This window comes from Leptotrichia buccalis C-1013-b (assembly GCF_000023905.1).
GTDB lineage: Bacteria > Fusobacteriota > Fusobacteriia > Fusobacteriales > Leptotrichiaceae > Leptotrichia > Leptotrichia buccalis.
On sequence record NC_013192.1, the window covers coordinates 606,473 to 623,618 of the forward strand.

The 17,146-nt window shown below is 32.0% G+C and carries 13 protein-coding genes and 1 tRNA gene; 7 read left to right on the plus strand and 7 right to left on the minus strand.

Annotated elements, in window-relative coordinates; all coding sequences use genetic code 11:
* Positions 1 to 46 precede the first annotated feature (46 nt).
* From cobT to LEBU_RS02850, 3 genes are all read right to left on the minus strand, one after another.
* Positions 47 to 1,162, minus strand: coding sequence for a nicotinate-nucleotide--dimethylbenzimidazole phosphoribosyltransferase (gene cobT / locus LEBU_RS02840; protein WP_012806650.1), 1,116 nt, complete (start codon positions 1,160 to 1,162; stop codon positions 47 to 49).
* A 1-nt stretch (position 1,163) separates the two neighbouring features.
* The gene (gene hemL / locus LEBU_RS02845) at positions 1,164 to 2,477 is read right to left on the minus strand and encodes a glutamate-1-semialdehyde 2,1-aminomutase (RefSeq protein WP_012806651.1); all 1,314 of its coding nucleotides are present in this window, start codon (positions 2,475 to 2,477) and stop codon (positions 1,164 to 1,166) included.
* Positions 2,478 to 2,693: 216 nt separating this feature from the next.
* Positions 2,694 to 2,768: transfer RNA gene (locus tag LEBU_RS02850), tRNA-Cys, on the minus strand.
* Between the two features lie 126 nt (positions 2,769 to 2,894).
* On the opposite strand from LEBU_RS02850, the gene LEBU_RS02855 reads away from it, so the two are divergent.
* The 6 genes from LEBU_RS02855 to LEBU_RS02880 all read left to right on the plus strand — a co-directional run bounded on the left by LEBU_RS02855 (position 2,895) and on the right by LEBU_RS02880 (position 10,916).
* Positions 2,895 to 3,152, plus strand: a complete 258-nt coding sequence (locus tag LEBU_RS02855) for a SemiSWEET family transporter (RefSeq protein WP_012806652.1) — start codon at positions 2,895 to 2,897, stop codon at positions 3,150 to 3,152.
* Positions 3,153 to 3,339: 187 nt separating this feature from the next.
* Positions 3,340 to 5,985 (plus strand): valine--tRNA ligase, encoded by a 2,646-nt coding sequence (locus LEBU_RS02860; protein WP_012806653.1) that lies wholly within the window; start codon positions 3,340 to 3,342, stop codon positions 5,983 to 5,985.
* Positions 5,986 to 6,379: 394 nt separating this feature from the next.
* Positions 6,380 to 6,808: an NfeD family protein gene (locus tag LEBU_RS02865; RefSeq protein WP_012806656.1), complete on the plus strand. Its 429-nt coding sequence runs from the start codon at positions 6,380 to 6,382 to the stop codon at positions 6,806 to 6,808.
* Positions 6,809 to 6,838: 30 nt separating this feature from the next.
* Complete coding sequence (locus tag LEBU_RS02870; protein ID WP_012806657.1) at positions 6,839 to 7,738, plus strand: SPFH domain-containing protein; 900 nt, start codon at positions 6,839 to 6,841, stop codon at positions 7,736 to 7,738.
* A 169-nt stretch (positions 7,739 to 7,907) separates the two neighbouring features.
* Entirely contained in the window at positions 7,908 to 8,825 is a 918-nt protein-coding gene (gene pfkB / locus LEBU_RS02875) for a 1-phosphofructokinase (protein WP_012806658.1), read from the plus strand.
* A 135-nt stretch (positions 8,826 to 8,960) separates the two neighbouring features.
* Positions 8,961 to 10,916, plus strand: coding sequence for a PTS fructose transporter subunit IIABC (locus LEBU_RS02880; protein ID WP_012806659.1), 1,956 nt, complete (start codon positions 8,961 to 8,963; stop codon positions 10,914 to 10,916).
* 85 nt (positions 10,917 to 11,001) lie between these two features.
* Here LEBU_RS02880 and LEBU_RS02885 read toward each other — a convergent pair whose 3' ends face one another.
* The 4 genes from LEBU_RS02885 to LEBU_RS02900 all read right to left on the minus strand — a co-directional run bounded on the left by LEBU_RS02885 (position 11,002) and on the right by LEBU_RS02900 (position 16,203).
* Positions 11,002 to 12,282, minus strand: a complete 1,281-nt coding sequence (locus tag LEBU_RS02885; RefSeq protein WP_012806660.1) for a hypothetical protein — start codon at positions 12,280 to 12,282, stop codon at positions 11,002 to 11,004.
* Positions 12,283 to 12,463: 181 nt separating this feature from the next.
* The gene (locus LEBU_RS02890; RefSeq protein ID WP_012806661.1) at positions 12,464 to 13,561 is read right to left on the minus strand and encodes an RNA-guided endonuclease TnpB family protein; all 1,098 of its coding nucleotides are present in this window, start codon (positions 13,559 to 13,561) and stop codon (positions 12,464 to 12,466) included.
* A gap of 4 nt (positions 13,562 to 13,565) precedes the next feature.
* Complete coding sequence (gene tnpA, locus LEBU_RS02895) at positions 13,566 to 13,964, minus strand: IS200/IS605 family transposase (RefSeq protein WP_012806575.1); 399 nt, start codon at positions 13,962 to 13,964, stop codon at positions 13,566 to 13,568.
* A 148-nt stretch (positions 13,965 to 14,112) separates the two neighbouring features.
* Positions 14,113 to 16,203: a TonB-dependent receptor gene (locus LEBU_RS02900; protein ID WP_012806662.1), complete on the minus strand. Its 2,091-nt coding sequence runs from the start codon at positions 16,201 to 16,203 to the stop codon at positions 14,113 to 14,115.
* A 184-nt stretch (positions 16,204 to 16,387) separates the two neighbouring features.
* On the opposite strand from LEBU_RS02900, the gene LEBU_RS02905 reads away from it, so the two are divergent.
* Complete coding sequence (locus LEBU_RS02905) at positions 16,388 to 17,146, plus strand: nitroreductase family protein (protein ID WP_012806663.1); 759 nt, start codon at positions 16,388 to 16,390, stop codon at positions 17,144 to 17,146.

Here is a 17,146-nt window from a genome sequence, read left to right on the forward strand (position 1 = left end):
AATTTTACTAAAATTAATATCTATTCTTAGAATTGGTAGGCGAGACTTAGTTTACATCAGGATATTTTCTGACAACTTTTGTAATGTTGCAAGCCCCTTCAATCACAGGAAACATCATAACTGCCCCAGTTCCTTCCCCTAGTTTCATATTCATAAAAAGCATTGGTTTTAAATCCAGTTCTCGCATAATATATTTCATTCCAGGTTCTTCACTCAAATGTGAGGCAATCATAAAATCTTTGCAAATTGGACAGATTTTATATGCAACAAGAGCGGCAACTGCCGAAATAAAGCCGTCTATTACGACTGGAATCCGATTTTCTGCACATCCTAAGAACGTTCCTGTCATTCCCGCAATATCTAATCCTCCAACTTTTGCCAGGACATCTATTATTTTTTGTTTATAGATTTCTTCGTTCATTTTATTTTTTTCATTTTTACTAAAAAAATTTGTCAGTTCATTAATATCAATCGCTTTTTTTACAACATTTTTTTTATGTTCCAAAGTTTTATCATCAATACCGCTTCCATAACCAACAATATCATCTAGCGGCAAATTTGTCAGAACCTTTAAAATAGCACTACTTGTCGTGGTATTTCCAATCCCCATTTCTCCAGTTGCAAACAAATTATACCCCTCTTTCACAAACTTATTAACTAGTTCAATTCCTGTATTTATAGCTTTTACAGTTGTTTCATAACTCATTGCGGCTTCTTTAGCAATATTTTCAGTTCCAAATTCCATAAGTTTTTTTTCAATAGTTCCTGTAAGATTAATTTCTTTTTTTGTATCTGAACGTTTGTCAATTCCCAAGTCAACTACTTTTACATCTGCATTGTAAACTGCTGCCAAAGCATTAATCGAAGATTTTCCGTTTAACATTGCCTCAACTACATATTGTGTGATAACACGTTTTGATTTGCTTATTTTTTCATGTTCTACTCCGTTGTCAGCTGCCATTACAAGTACCATCTTTTTTTTTGGTTTATAATTTTCACTCATTCCTTCAAGTTTGATTGCTAGCTCTTCCAGTTTTCCGAGTCCTTTTGGAGTTTTGAGCAATGAATTAAGTTCGTTTTCCTTTTTTTTCATTCTAATTTTATCCAGAGGTTTAATTTTTTTTATTGTATCAAATAAAATTTTTTCTGATTTTTCCTTCATTTTATTTTTCCTCATTTTTTATTTTTTCAGAAATTTTTTCAAAAGTTTTTTCTGTGCCTGTCAAAAATTTTTCCATATCTTCATTATTATGAACATAAGAAATAAAATGTGCTTCGTATTTTGAAGGCGGTACAATTATTCCATTTTCAAGCATTGTGTCAAAATAAATGCTATAAAATTCATCGTTTGAGGAAATTGCTTTTTCCAGAGTGTCGACTTTTTCCTTTGAGAAAAATATTGTGAACAAGCTTCCAAAATGATTTACGCTTGCTGGAATGCTGTATTTTTTTATTAATTCATTAATCTGATTTATTAAATTTTCTGTTTTTGTATTGATATTTTCATAAATTTCAGTATTTTTTTTCAAAATAGAAATTGTTTCTATTCCAGCTGCAACTGAAATTGGATTTCCAGAAAGAGTTCCAGCGTGATAAACATTTCCGACAGGAGAGATTAAGTCCATAATTTCTTTTTTTCCGCCAAAACCGCCAACTGGATAACCGCCACCAATTATTTTTCCTAAAACTGTCAAATCAGGCGTAATTCCAAATACTTCTTGAGCTCCACCTAAAGAAATTCTAAATCCTGAAATCACTTCATCAAAAATCAATACAACTTTTTCTTTTTTTGTAATTTCACGTATTTTTTCTAAATATTCCTTTTTCGTTTCAATAAGCCCCATATTTGCTGGAATTGGCTCAATAATCACACAGGCAATATCCTTCTCACTTTCCAAAGTTTCCTTTAATTTTTCAAAATCTCCAAAAGGCAGTGTTATCGTATCTTTTACAACTCCTTCTGTAATTCCATTACTATCCTGATGTACAAACGTCAAAAGTCCCGAGCCAGCCTTTACAAGAAGCGAATCAGAATGTCCATGATAACACCCTTCAAATTTTACAATTTTATTTTTTCCAGTAAATGCACGAGCCAGTCGTACGCTAGCCATAGCCGCCTCCGTTCCCGAAGTAGTAAGTCTTAATTTTTCAATCGAAGGAAAACAGCTTTTTACAAGTTCAGCCAGCTCCACTTCTTTTTTCGTCGGCAATCCAAAGGAAGTCCCATTTTCCAGCTCCTTTTTCACAATTTCCAAAACTTGCGGATAATTATGTCCCAAAATCATAGGTCCCCAGGAACCAATCATATCCACATATTCATTACCATCTTCATCATAAAGTTTGCTCCCATTTCCACTTTTTATGAAAATTGGATATTCTTTATCTACAGACTGAAATGCTCTGACTGGGCTGTTTACACCTCCTGGAATAGCTTTTTTTGCTTTTTCATAAATTATTTTTGAATTATTTGTATTCATTAAAAATTTCCTCTTTTCTAATAATATTTTTATTTCTTTTCATTTTATCATATTTATTTTAATTTGAAAATATGTTTGAATTCTTTTAATACCGAGCTGATAAAATGTTTGAAAATTTTATATTATACAGTAAAAATTCAATTTTGAAAAAATAAAAAAAAATAACCACATTTCGTAGTTATATCTTTTTGACATTATTTATCACTAATCAATTAATGGAGGCGACAACCGGATTCGAACCGGTGTACAAGGTTTTGCAGACCTCTGCCTAAGCCACTCGACCATGTCGCCACTTGACTTTGATTAGTCTACCATATTTTTTTTACTTTGTCAAATATTATTTTTGATTTTTTGAATGTTTTGTGATATACTGTTACCGTAATTGATCTACTAAAATGGGAAAGATTGGAGGACAAAATGAGCGAAAAAAACTTGAAAATTTTAGGATGGATTGGAACATTGCTTTCTGTAATAATGTATGTGTCTTATGTTCCGCAAATAATGGGAAACTTGCATGGGAATAAAACATTTTTTCTACAGCCTTTAGCAGCAACGATTAACTGTACAATATGGACAAGTTATGGACTTTTAAAGGAAAAAAAAGATTATCCTCTTTCAGCAGCAAACCTGCCAGGAGTAATTTTTGGATTACTTGCAACAATTACAGCGTTTTAAATAATTTAATTTTAAAAATTTATTATTAAAAAGTTCATTTGAATGATGTTTGATCATTTTAGTGAGCTTTTTTTGTTAATTTTTTTATATAAAGTAGAAAAAAAATTATCTTTATGCTAAAATATGATTTGTAAAATGAAGAAATTTAAATAAAAAATATATAAAAATTAAAACAGGAGGAAAAATAATGCCAAATGAACTGAATAAAGTTTATTCACCAAACGAGATAGAAGATAAATGGTATAAAATATGGGAAGAAAAAGGGTATTTTAATGCACAGCACAATGCAGAAAAGCCAGGATATTCAATTGCTATTCCGCCACCAAATGTTACAGGGATTTTGCATATGGGGCATATGCTTAATAATTCAATACAGGATACAATTATTAGATACAAGAGAATGAGTGGATTTGATACGCTTTGGATTCCAGGAATGGATCATGCCGGAATTGCTACACAAAACAAAGTTGAGAGAATGCTGGCTGATGAAGGAACTTCTAAAGAGGAAATTGGATATGATGAGTTTTTGAGAAGAACTTGGGAATGGAAGGAAAAACATGGCGGGCTAATTACAAAGCAGCTTAGAAAACTGGGAGTTTCGCTGGACTGGACAAGAGAGAGATTTACTATGGATGAAGGGCTTTCGGAAGCTGTAAAAGAAGTGTTTATCAAACTTTATAATGATGGGCTTATTTATCGTGGAGAATACATTGTAAACTGGTGTCCGCATGATAAGACTGCACTTGCTGATGATGAGGTGAATCATGAGGATAAAAATGGAAAAATCTGGGAAATTAGATACCCGATTAAAGATAGTGATGAAGAATTTGTAATTGCTACAACTCGTCCTGAAACAATGCTTGGAGATACAGGAGTTGCAGTAAATCCTAATGATGAAAGATACAAACATCTGATTGGAAAAACTGTAATTTTGCCGCTTATGAATAGAGAAATTCCAATTGTGGCAGATGAGTATGTAGATATGGAATTTGGAACTGGGGTAGTTAAAATGACTCCGTCACACGATCCTAATGACTTTGAAGTGGCAAAAAGAACTGGACTTGCATTTTTAAATATTTTTACAGAAGATGCTCACGTAAATGAAAATGGTGGGAAATATCAGGGGCTAAAAAGATTTGATGCTAGAAAGGCTATACTTGCTGATTTGAAAGAGCAGGGGCTGCTAGTTGGAGTAAAAGATCATAAAAATGCTGTGGGGCATTGCTACAGATGTAATTCGGTTATTGAGCCAAGGGTTTCTACGCAATGGTTTGTAAAAATGGAGCCGCTTGCAAAAAGAGCATTGGAAGTTGTAAAAAATGGAAAAATTCAAATTACGCCGAAAAGATGGGAAAAAGTTTACTATAACTGGCTGGAAAATATAAGGGACTGGACAATTTCACGTCAAATCTGGTGGGGACACAGAATACCTGCTTATTATTCAGAAGATGGAACAGTTTTTGTGGCAAAAAGTCTGGAAGAGGCAAAAATTCAGGCACGTGAAAAATTTGGAAAAGATGTGAACTTGACGGAAGAAACAGATGTGCTTGATACTTGGTTTTCATCAGCATTGTGGCCATTTTCAACATTGGGCTGGCCAAATGAAACTGAAGATCTGAAAAAATTCTTTCCGACAAATGCACTTGTTACAGGTGCAGACATATTGTTCTTCTGGGTAGCAAGAATGGTAATGATGAGCCTTTACATAAAAGATGAAATTCCATTTAATTATGTTTATCTACACGGAATTATACGGGATGAAAAAGGTAGAAAAATGAGTAAATCTCTAGGAAATTCGCCTGATCCCCTTGACTTGATAGCAAAATACGGTGCAGACGCAATAAGATTCAGCTTCTTGTACAATACTTCACAAGGACAGGATATTCATTTTTCAGAAAAACTGCTTGAAATGGGTTCAGCTTTTGCAAATAAAGTGTGGAATGCGTCAAGATTTGTATTGTCAAATTTGGAAGATTTTGATGTTTCAACAACTGTGGATAAGTCGGAGTTAAAACTTGAAGATAAATGGATTTTATCCAAATTACAGACTGCTTCAAAATTGATTAATGAAAATATGGAAAAATATGAATTAGATGCTGCTGCAAAATTGACTTATGAATTTTTCAGAGGGGATTTCTGTGACTGGTATGTGGAAATTGCCAAAACACGTGTTTATGGACAAGAAGGTAGTGATAAAGTTGTGGCACAATGGGTATTAAGACACGTTCTTGATAAGGGGCTGAAAATGCTGCATCCATTTATGCCGTTTATTACCGAGGAAATTTGGCAAAAATTACAGACTGGCGAAGAAACAATTATGTTATCAGACTTTCCAAAAGAGGAAAAAGAGTTTATAAATATTGAGGCTGAAAAGGAATTTGACTATCTGAAGGAAGTTATTTCGGCAATTAGAAATATTCGTGGAGAAACAAATGTTTCGCCATCTAAAAAAATTGAAGTTATCTTCAAGACAGCTGATGAAAATGCAAGAAATATTTTGCAAAATAATGCCAAAATATTGGATAAACTGGCAAATATTGAAAAATATGAATTTAATCTGGAAATTCCAAAGCTGGTAGGATTTAGACTGGTTGAAACAACTGAAATTTATGTTCCGCTCGCTGATTTGATTGATTTGGATAAGGAAATTGAAAAATTGGAAAAAAGTATTGCAAAAATTCAAAAAGATTTAGATAAAACTTTAAAAAAATTGTCCAATGAAAGTTTTGTTAAGAAGGCAAATCCTGAGGCTGTGAAAAAAGAAAGAAGAATAAAAGAGGAGCTTGAAAATAAAATTGCTAAATTAACAGAATCGATGAGTTTATATAGATAATTTTTGGACAGGAGCATTATTTTTATGCTCTTGTTTTGGAATTTAAATAATTTTGAAAAATTTTTATAAATAAAGTTGCAAAATTAAAATTATGTTGTAAAATATATTAAGTAAAATAAATTTAAAATGGAGGAAATATGAAAAAACTTTTAATATTGGTTTTATTGGCTATTGCCTTGAGTTCATGCGTATCAGCCAATGTAGGCGTTGGACCTGGTGGAGTGCATGGCGGAGTTGGAGTATATTTTTAAAAGATTGGAGAAAAAATTATGAAAAAGATGTTTATTCTGTTTATGATTTTATTTGCAATTACTGCTTGCAGCAGTGCGAATGCTGGAAGTAAGGGAAAAGGTGAAGTTAGAATTGGTGTAGGTTTTTAAAGGAGGCGATTAAAATGGGAGCATTATTTTGGGCAATTTTGTCAGGGACTTTTGCAGTTTTGGAAATTATTATTCCTGGACTTGTAACAATATGGTTTGCTCTTTCGGCATTAATTGTAATGTTTTTTTCAAATTTTTCCAATGATTCGACAATTGAATTTTTCGTATTTGCAGTGCTTTCACTAATTTTTTTGATTTTTACACGTCCAGTTTTACGTAGATATATTGACATGCAGAAAAAAAATGGCTTTAATTCAAGCATGAAAGGAGCGGATGTAAAAGTTGAAAAAATCGTGGATGCTAGAAGAATTGAAAAGGAATATGAAGTAAAATTTAAAGGTTCCATCTGGACAGGAATAAGTGAAGAAATTTTTTCAGCTGGAGAAATTGTAAAAATTAAGGAATTTAGAGGAAATAAAATAATTCTAGAAAGAAAATATTAATTTTAAAATGAAAATATAGGAGGTAATATTATGTTGTTTTTACCATTAGTTGTTGTTCTTATTGTAACTACATTAATTTATGTTTTAAAAGCAGTAAAAATTGTGCCAGAATCACGAGTTCTTATTATTGAAAGACTAGGAAAATATGACAGATCCTTAAGCTCTGGACTAAGTTTTTTAAATCCATTTTTTGACAGAGTTGCAAGAAGTGTATCATTAAAGGAACAAGTTGTGGATTTCCCGCCTCAGCCAGTCATTACAAAAGACAATGCCACAATGCAGATTGATACAGTCGTTTATTTTCAAATAACTGATCCAAAGTTATACACTTATGGAGTGGAACGTCCACTTTCAGCGATTGAAAACTTAACGGCTACAACTTTGAGAAATATTATTGGAGATATGACAGTTGACCAAACTTTGACTTCAAGGGATATTATTAATACAAAAATGCGTCAAGAACTGGACGATGCAACAGATCCATGGGGAATAAAAGTAAATCGTGTGGAATTAAAAAGTATTTTGCCACCAGCCGACATTCGTGTTGCAATGGAAAAGGAAATGAAGGCAGAGCGTGAAAAAAGAGCAAATATCTTGGAAGCACAAGCAAAAAGAGAAGCCGCAATACTTGTTGCAGAAGGTGAAAAACAAGCTGCAATTTTAAGAGCTGAAGCTAAAAAAGAAGAACAGATAAAAGAAGCCGAAGGACGAGCAGAAGCTATTTTATCAGTTCAAAAGGCACAAGCAGAAGCATTAAGGTTATTAAACGAAGCAGCACCGACAAAAGCGGTATTATCACTAAAAGGAATGGAAACTTTTGAAAAAGTTGCAGATGGACAAGCAACAAAAATTATTATTCCAAGCGAATTACAAAATTTGGCTGGAATGGTAAGTGCATTTTCAGAGCTTTCTAAAACAGATAAACAATAAAAAATAAATTTAATGTAATTGAGAAATGCTGGATAAATATCCAGCTTTTTTTAAATATTAAAAGATTGAAAATGTTGTTAATAATGTTTGACTTTTAAACTTTCTAATGTTATAAATATATAGTGGAAAATAATATTTAGAAATATAGTTAGATTTGAGGAGGAAAAAGATGATTTACACATTGACATTAAATCCAGCGTTGGATTATGACATGTATCTTAAGGACGATTTGCAGGCTGAACATTTGAATCTTGCTCATGAAGTAAATTACAGAGCGGGTGGAAAAGGAATTAATGTTTCAAAGGTACTGAAAAATTTGGATGTAGAATCTACAGCAATTGGATTTGTTGCAGGATTTGTTGGAGATTTTATTATCAGGGATCTAAAAAAGGATAATATCAAATCTGAATTTGTGGAACTTGAAGGAAATACTAGAATTAATGTAAAAATTAATGGTAACGACAAGGAAACTGAACTTACAGGGGTTTCACCAGAAATTACAGCTGAGAAATTACAGGAATTAATTAACAAAATTTCTGATTTAAAAGATGGAGACATACTTGTACTTTCAGGAAGTGTCCCAGCTTCAATCAGCAGCAAAATTTACAAAGAGCTATCTGAAAATGTAAAAGCTAATGTAGAAATTGTGCTTGATACAAGAGGAAATTTATTGCAGGATAATATTCACAACAATCTTTTTGTTAAGCCAAATATTCATGAACTAAGAGAAATGTTTAATGAAAAATTGGAAACAAAAGCTGAAATTGTAGAAAAATGTAAATTCTTTTTGGATAAGGGCGTTAAAAATGTTATTCTTTCTAGAGGTGGTGAAGGTGCATTGCTTGTAAATAAAGACTTTGTGCTGGAAGCATCAGTTCCAAAAGGACAGCTGATTAATTCAATCGGAGCGGGAGATTCAATGGTTGCAGGATTTATCGCTGGATTTGTAAAAGGTCTTTCTCCAGAAGATTCATTTAGGCTTGCAGTTGCTTCAGGAAGTGCGACAGCTTATTCTTATGGACTTGCAGAAAAAGATTTGGTAAACAAATTGTATGATGAAATTGAGATTTCAAAGGAAACTTTCTAAAAATAGACTTGTATTAACGAAAATTAAATTTTAATTTGAATAAAATAGTTATGATTTTTGAATCGAGTTTTAAAGTAGTTTTACTATGGTAAAAAATAAATTTAAAAAAATAAAATAAATAAGGATGGTGTAAAGATGAAAATATCAGATTTACTGATTAAGGACAGAATAAATCTGGATGTGAAATCTACAAATAAAGTAGATATTATTAAGGAACTTGCTAGATTACATGAAAAAACAGGTGTTTTAAACGATTATGATGGTTATGTTAAAGCATTAATGGCAAGGGAAGAGCAAAGTTCGACTGGAATTGGAGAAGGAATTGCAATTCCGCATGCGAAAACAGAATTTGTAAAAAAACCTGCACTTGCTATGGGTAGAAAACCTGAAGGGATTGACTATGATTCATTGGACGGTGAACCTGCGACACTGTTCTTTATGATTGCAGCTCCAGACGGTGCAAACAACACTCATATTGAAACACTTGCAAGATTATCACAATTATTACTGGATGATGATTTTAAAGAGGCACTAGAAAACGCAAAAACTGCTGACGAAGTATTGGAAATTATTAACAAGGCTGAAGCAGAAAAATTTGCAGAAGAAGAAAAGAAAGAAGCAGTACCTGTACAAACTTTATCAGACGAAAATGCTCCTTACATAATCGCAGCAACAGCCTGCCCGACAGGAATTGCCCACACTTATATGGCGGCAGAAGCACTTAAAAAAGCAGCTGATGAAATGGGAATAAACATAAAAGTTGAAACAAACGGTGCTGATGGTAGAAAAAATGTCTTAACTGATGAAGATATTAAAAAAGCTACAGGTGTAATTTTAGCAATTAACAGAAATATCGAAGTTGATAGATTTGATGGAAAACCATTAATTCAAGTAGAGGCAAAAGAAGGAATTAATAATGCAAAAGCATTAATTCAACAAGTTTTAGATGGAAAAGCTCCTATTTTCCACGCAAGCGGATCTTCTACAGCTTCTTCAGAATCAGCTTCATCTGAGAAAAAAGGACTTTATAAACACCTGTTAAGTGGAGTTTCATACATGCTTCCGTTAGTAATAAGTGGAGGTATCTTAATTGCGTTGGCATTCTTGGTTGATACACTAACTGGGCATGCAAATGCAGGAAAAGATTTTGGTTCAACACACGAATTGGCAAAATTATTAATGACAGTTGGAAAAGCGGCATTTGGACTTTTCTTACCAATATTAGGTGGATATATAGCTTATAGCATTAGTGAAAGAGCGGCTTTATCTGCAGGATTAGTTGCAGGATTCTTAGCAACAACTCCTATAATTAAAGATGGTCCTGTTTCAGGATTTATTGGAGCATTAATTGGTGGATTTTTAGCAGGATATGTGGTTAAATTCCTAGTGTGGGCTTTTGCAGGACTTCCAAGAGCGTTGAATGGACTAAAAATGATTTTATTCTATCCAGTATTTTCAGTATTAATAACAGGTACAATTATGTGGCTAGTAGTCAACCCATTAGCAACTGCATTAAATGTATGGATGAATAATGGGCTAGCTTCAATGCAAGGTGCAAGTGCAGTCTTATTAGGTGCTTTACTAGCAGGGATGATGGCTGTAGATATGGGAGGCCCAATAAACAAAGTTGCCTATGTATTTGGAACAGGAACATTGACAGCGGCTACTATGACTAGTGGCGGAACTTTCCCAATGGCAGCAGTTATGGCTGGTGGAATGGTTCCTCCAATTGCAATCGCACTAGCTTCACAAATCTTTAAAAATAAATTTACTGAGCAAGAAAAAGAAGCAGGATTGACTAACTATATTATGGGATTATCATTTATAACTGAAGGAGCAATTCCTTATGCGGCCGCAGATCCAGCAAGAGTTATTCCAGCAAGTGTTATTGGATCAGCAATAACTGGAGCTTTGGTAGGATTATTCCAAATTAAAATACCTGCACCTCATGGTGGAATTTTAGTAATGGGATTAAGTAAAAATGCAGCTGGACATAGTGGATTCCTAATGTATTTAATTGCAATTCTAATTGGAAGTATAATTGCAGCTATTGTACTCGGGTTCTTGAAACCATCTATAAAAAAAGATTAATTTAAAAAATAAACAAAAAACCGCTTTATTTGATTAATTCATTTAAAACGGTTTTTTCTTTTTTTCTCATTTTTAACCAACACCTTTATTGTATTGTCTTTTCCTCTTCATAATTTATTTCCAGAACTTCCTTAATTTCATTCCCAAAATAAATTATTTTCGCCTCATTTGATATTGCCTGTGTCAATTCAAAAACGTTATTTTGTCCTAAAATTTTTTCTGCCATTTCAAAGCTTTCGAGACTATTTAAGTTTGGATCAAGTACCATTTCAATCATTGCTTGTGCATAACCTAAATCTGCGGAATTTTTTAAATATTTAAAATAATCATTTTGTAAAGTTGTTTCTGTTTCTGTAAATTTTTTGTTTTGCAGTTTTGAAAGTTTATAAAAAGATTTATAATTTCCATTTTTTGCAGATATTTCGTACCAATTTATTGCATCATAAAGATTGTTCTCGTATTCGTTGTATTTTCCTAGCTGATAAGCCGCTTCTGACCGTATTTGTTTCAAAAAATTATTTTTAAAAATTTTTTCCAGTTTTTCATATTTATCAGATTTTGCAAATTTTCCATAAAATTTAGCGAGTCCCACATTTCCATATTCATTGTATTCAGCCGATTTTTTATAAAGAAATTCAGCATTAAAATCTTTTTGTAATTCAAGAGTTTTAGCATTTTCTGCACATTTTATATATTCTTTGTCTTTTTCATCTCCAAGCATACAATTAATATTGTGTAAAATTTCTTTTGTCAAATATAAAATATGACTTCCATTTGTCAACTTATCCTGAATTTCCTTAATTTTTTCAAAATTTTTTCCCCAGAAATAATATTTTGCAAATTCATAGAGATTTTTGGCATTTTCGCCGTATTGTAAAATGTAGTAGAAATATCCGTCGATTGCCCAGAAGTTTTGTTCCATAATTGCAATGTAAAATAGTTTCATAATAGACTGTTCGGAAAAGTTAAAGCTTGTGACGTACCAGTTTCGAGCCAGATTCATATTTCCGCTTTTTTCTTCCAGCAAGCCTAGATAATATCCAGCTTTTATAATTCCGTTTTCAAATGCAATGTATAAATTACTTTCAGCCTTGCTCAAATTTCCTTCGCAAAAATAATAATATTTTCCAAGTTCATAATATCCCATTCGATGAAGTTTTCTCATTTTTTTCAGAATTTTTTTTGCTTTAGTAAATTCTCCATTTTTTATAAAGTTTTCCACTTTTTTCAAATTTTTATTATATTCCAGAATATTCCCCTCTTCATCCACAGTATATCCAGTTTTCCTTTCCAATTCCTCCAAAGTCCGAATATTCACAAAAATGTTCCCAATCCGTTGATTTATCCCCTTTAAATAATTTTTCATTTTTCTTCCATCTTTCTTTTTTATTTTTTTGAAATTATACACTTGAAATACTTTGATGTCAAACTAGACAGTGAACTACTCCCGCTTTTAGAAGCGGAAGCTTCTTGGGAAGTATCTTCTTTTGTTAGCCAAATATATTTACCAAGCTCTTCGGGCAGTTCCTACCCTGTCTTTTTATTTCCTAATATTCCATCATTTCTTTTCCAATGTTTTTTATATTCAATGCCACATTGTAATCTCTGTCAATTTCATTTCCACAGCACTCACATTTATAACTTCTTTCTGATAATTTCAGTTCCTCTTTAACGTTTCCGCATTTACTGCAAGTTTTCGACGATGGAAACCACTTATCTATCTTCAAAAATTGTTTCCCTAAAAACATCAACTTATACTCAAGCATCCTCAAAAATATTCCCCATCCATTATCTCCTACACTTTTTCCCAAATTTAATGCCTGGCTCATCCCTTTCATATTCAGATCCTCAACAACCACAGCATTATATGCTTCAAACAATTTTTTCGATAATTTATGCAAAAAATCCCTTCGACAATTTTTGATATATTCATGCAATTTTGATATTTTCGATTTTTGTCTATACCAATTTTTAGAAAATTTCACTTTTCTTGACAATGATTTTTGTAATTTTTTCATTTTTTTCTCCAACATCCTAAAATATCTTGGATAATCAGCCCTTTGGTTTTCAGAACTGACAAATAATTCAGACATTGAAAAATCAAGTCCAATCACTTTATTATTACTTGGATTTTTTTGAATTTCTTTTTCAAATTCTGTCAAAACAGAAACATAGTAATTTCCATTGCTATTTGTCAATGTTACCAACTTTATTCTGTAATCCTTTGGTATTTCTCTATGATATTTTAATTTTATTCTTTTCAATTTTGGCAAAACCAAATATTTGTTTTCCTCAATTCGTATCGAATTATTTACACAATTTGTCGTATAACTTTTAACACTAGTCTTTTTAGATTTGAACCTCGGAAACTTCGCTCTCTTCTGAAAGAAATTCGTAAACGATCGTTTTACATTCAATTGAGCATTTGAAAGTGCCAGACTGTCTACTTCTTTCAAAAATTGGTTTTCACTTTTCAAACTGGCAGGTGTAATTATTTTATTTTTTCCAGTTTCTTCATAAAATTTATTCGCAGTATACAAAATCGTATTGTAAACAAAACGAACACATCCAAAAGTCTTGTTTATCAATAATTCTTGCTCCTTATTTGGATAAATTCTGTATTTGAATGCTAAATTATATTTCATGAAATTACACCTCCTTTTGATTTTGAATATATTTTTTAATTATCTCTAACGGTGCACCTCCAACACTTACAACTAAGTAACTTCTACTCCAAAAATATTCTTTCCACAATCTTCTCCTTATTTCAGGAAATTCTTTTTTTATCAACCTGCTGGAAGCACTTTTGTAAGTATTTACAAACTTAGAAAGTTCAGTATTAGGCATAGCATTAATCAACATATGAATATGATCAACATCATGTTCCCATTCTTTAAGAACAATGTTATACTTCGGACATATTTTTTCAAAAATCTCTTTTAATCTATTAGAAATTTCATCATTAATGACTACTCTTCGATATTTTATACAAAAAATCATATGATAATTTATATCAAATACTGAATGATAATTACTATTATATGACATTATTATTACCTACTTCTATATTATTTCACTGAATAAATTATATCATAAATATATCCTTTTTTCAATTTTTTTTTACAAAAAAAAAGCAATTCATCTCCCGCTTGTAGAAGCCGGAGACTTATTGCTATCTTTTGTTAAAATTTATTTTTTAAAAGTTATAACTTACACCGACATAATAAGTTCTTTCAGCTTCTGGAATATAGCTGTCTCCGTTTTTGTATCTATAGTACTTTTTATTAAATACGTTTTTAATTCCCGCCTGAAGTCCTAGACCTGTTTTGTGAGTATAGTTCATTCCTAAATCTGTTGTAGAATAAGCCTTAATTTTTTCGTATTTTTCATCTACTGAATCAGAGAAGTAATTTAAGTCTGCTGTTATATTCAGTCCTTTTACAACTTCATAGTTAGCTCCCAAAGTTGCTTTAATTCTTGATACATACGGTATTTTTTTACCTTTATCAGTTCCTTTCGTTATTTTTGCATCTATGTAAGAAACTGACTCATTTATTCTAAATGGTTCTAAATATTGTTCGGCAAACAGTTCGATACCTTTTCTTTCGGTTTTGGGTAAATTTCTGTGTGTCCAGTGAATACCGTGACCTATCATATTTCTAAGAATTTCATCATCTTTTTTTGTATAAAAACCTGTAATACTTACAAATGATGGACCAAGTATATCTTTTACACCAATTTCATAAGTATCGTATTTTTCAGATTTTAAATTGTTTAGAATATATCCTGTAGTAGGAGTTTTGTCTACCATTTCAGCTGGAGATGGAGATCTGTAACCTCTTTCATATTTTGCATAAACATTTCCAGTATCCGAATATTTAAAGTTCAATCCTGCTTCATAGGCATTGTTGTTCTTTTTGGATTTATTATTGACAGAATTTGTCCCGTCTGTTCTGTAAATATCATAATCAGCATGTTCGTATCTATAGCCTAAGATTCCATCCAGTTTATCTGTGAACGAATGTTTATTCTGGATAAAGACTGAATGTGTGTCTTTTTCCATATCAATATCAACATTGGAAGTTGAGAATAGTTTTTGACTCCACATATATAGTCCGCCATAAGCATTTCTGGAAGATTTATTTTTTATATATTCATATCCGAAAATAATATCGCCAGAGCCATAATTATATTTTCCCTTTAAATCAATTCCATTTTTTGTATCTTTAAATCCTCCTTTTGTTATGTGATTTACTTGTCCTGCTGAAAAATTTGGCATATTCCCTCCAGGTCTAGAACTGCCACCAGGATTAGGTCGAGAATTACCAGGTCGCATTCCTGAAAGATTTGCTTTTTCTGCTGGAATGCTTTGTTCGTATTTTCTAACAGTTTTTTGATTGTATCCCAAAAGTGAGAAGGCAAGATTGTCAGTTGGCTTAATTTCGTAATTTAAGCTAAATTCAGTCCTTTTTAAATTGGAATCAGTCAAAGTATCCCCGTCTTGTCGTCTATCTCTATCCATTTGGACTTTTTTAATTCCATCGGATTCCTTCGTATCTTCATCATATCTTGTCGCCTTAAAGCTCAAAGTTTGATTATCTGTGATATCATATGTAAATCCACCTCTTAAGTTTTTCCCATTTTTTTTATCTCTATATCTGTAACCTTTCCCGTCAATACCTTCATACCCTAAATTCAATAAAAATTTATCAGCAAATTTAACGCTTGTTCCAATACCGTATTTGTTCGTATCAAATGAACTGTTCTGATAGTAGATTTTACTTTTCATAAACTCATCTTGAGTTTTCTTCGTAATTATGTTAATTACTCCACCAGTAGTCCCTCCACCGTAAAGTACAGTTCCTCCACCATTGACAATTTCTATTTTTTCAATATCTTCTACTGCGATAGAGTTTAGCGGCAAAATTGCATGTGAAGTGTCCAGTATGTTCAAAGGAGTGCCATCCACAAGAATTTTTACATTTTTTGTAGCTCCCTGCTCCCCTTGACCTCTTACATCTGCAATGTATCCAAATCCATTATTTACAAAATTTATGCCTGGCGTATGTTTTAGTACTTCTTCTACAGTATTGTACCCTTTATCGTGAATATCCTGATAAGTTACGACAGTTGTGTTTTTGATTTGTCCACTTTTTTGTATATCATCATTTTTGATGCCTGTTACTACAGTTTCTTCCAACATTATATCAAATGTATCATTTTTCTCTTCTCCAAATGCCATTAGTGAAGCGGCAATTAAACTTAAGATCATTAATTTTTTTAGCATATTTTTCTCCTTATGTCTGTAATCTTATAATTTATTTATTGTATACAAATATTTTGATTATACAAGTATATTACTATAAAATATTATGTGTGTCAATATTTTTTGAAAAAAGATGACAGTTTGACAATAAAAATATAATGTGATAACATTTAGTTGAATAAACTGGAAAATAGGAGAGTTTAAAATGAATGAAACAATAAAACAATTGCAAGATAGACGTTCTGTAAGAGAATTTACTGGAGAAAATATAAAAGAGAAAGATTTACAGGCTATACTTTATACAGCGCAAAGAGCTGCAAATTCAGTTAATGGACAGCAAACTTCATTAATTGTAATTAGAGATAAGCAAAAACTGGAAAAAATTGCTGAATTATGTGGTGGACAGAAGCATATTGCAGAAGCAAGCGTTTTTGTATTTGTAGTAATGGATTTTTATCGTGGAGTGTATGCTGCGGAATCTGTTGGAAAAAGAAACATCGGACCGCTATCTGCTGATGGAATACTAGTTGGAGCTATAGATGCGGGAATTGTGGTAAATGCACTGCAAACAGCCGCTATTGCACTTGGTTATGGAACTACTGTAATTGGGGCGATTAGAAAAAATTCAAAAGAAATTATAAAAATGCTGGGATTACCAAAATATGTTTTTCCATTAATTGGAAGCACGATTGGAGTGCCTGCAGAAAGACCGCTAACAAGAGTAAAACCAAGAGTTCCACTAGACACGTTTGCATTTGAAGATAAATATGATGCGGAAAAGGTTAAGGAAGGTGTAGAATTTCACGAAAAGGATATAAACAAATGGCGCAAAGAAAATGGAACGCCGCAACTTCCTTCATACAAGGAAATGATTGTAAGAATTTATGAAAATTTCTACAATGAATCGAAAAAAGAATTAGAAGAGCAAGGATTTAAATTTGCTGATAAATTGGAAGAAGAATAG

Coding starts and splice junctions, on each gene's coding strand:
- LEBU_RS02855 (WP_012806652.1), top strand. CDS start 2,895: ATGAGCGAAAAAAACTTGAAAATTTTAGGATGGATTGGAACATTGCTT.
- LEBU_RS02905 (WP_012806663.1), top strand. CDS start 16,388: ATGAATGAAACAATAAAACAATTGCAAGATAGACGTTCTGTAAGAGAA.
- LEBU_RS02885 (WP_012806660.1), bottom strand. CDS start 12,282: ATGAAAAATTATTTAAAGGGGATAAATCAACGGATTGGGAACATTTTT.
- tnpA (WP_012806575.1), bottom strand. CDS start 13,964: ATGTCATATAATAGTAATTATCATTCAGTATTTGATATAAATTATCAT.
- cobT (WP_012806650.1), bottom strand. CDS start 1,162: ATGAAGGAAAAATCAGAAAAAATTTTATTTGATACAATAAAAAAAATT.
- LEBU_RS02865 (WP_012806656.1), top strand. CDS start 6,380: ATGGGAGCATTATTTTGGGCAATTTTGTCAGGGACTTTTGCAGTTTTG.
- LEBU_RS02900 (WP_012806662.1), bottom strand. CDS start 16,203: ATGCTAAAAAAATTAATGATCTTAAGTTTAATTGCCGCTTCACTAATG.
- hemL (WP_012806651.1), bottom strand. CDS start 2,477: ATGAATACAAATAATTCAAAAATAATTTATGAAAAAGCAAAAAAAGCT.
- LEBU_RS02880 (WP_012806659.1), top strand. CDS start 8,961: ATGAAAATATCAGATTTACTGATTAAGGACAGAATAAATCTGGATGTG.
- LEBU_RS02860 (WP_012806653.1), top strand. CDS start 3,340: ATGCCAAATGAACTGAATAAAGTTTATTCACCAAACGAGATAGAAGAT.
- LEBU_RS02870 (WP_012806657.1), top strand. CDS start 6,839: ATGTTGTTTTTACCATTAGTTGTTGTTCTTATTGTAACTACATTAATT.
- LEBU_RS02890 (WP_012806661.1), bottom strand. CDS start 13,561: ATGAAATATAATTTAGCATTCAAATACAGAATTTATCCAAATAAGGAG.
- pfkB (WP_012806658.1), top strand. CDS start 7,908: ATGATTTACACATTGACATTAAATCCAGCGTTGGATTATGACATGTAT.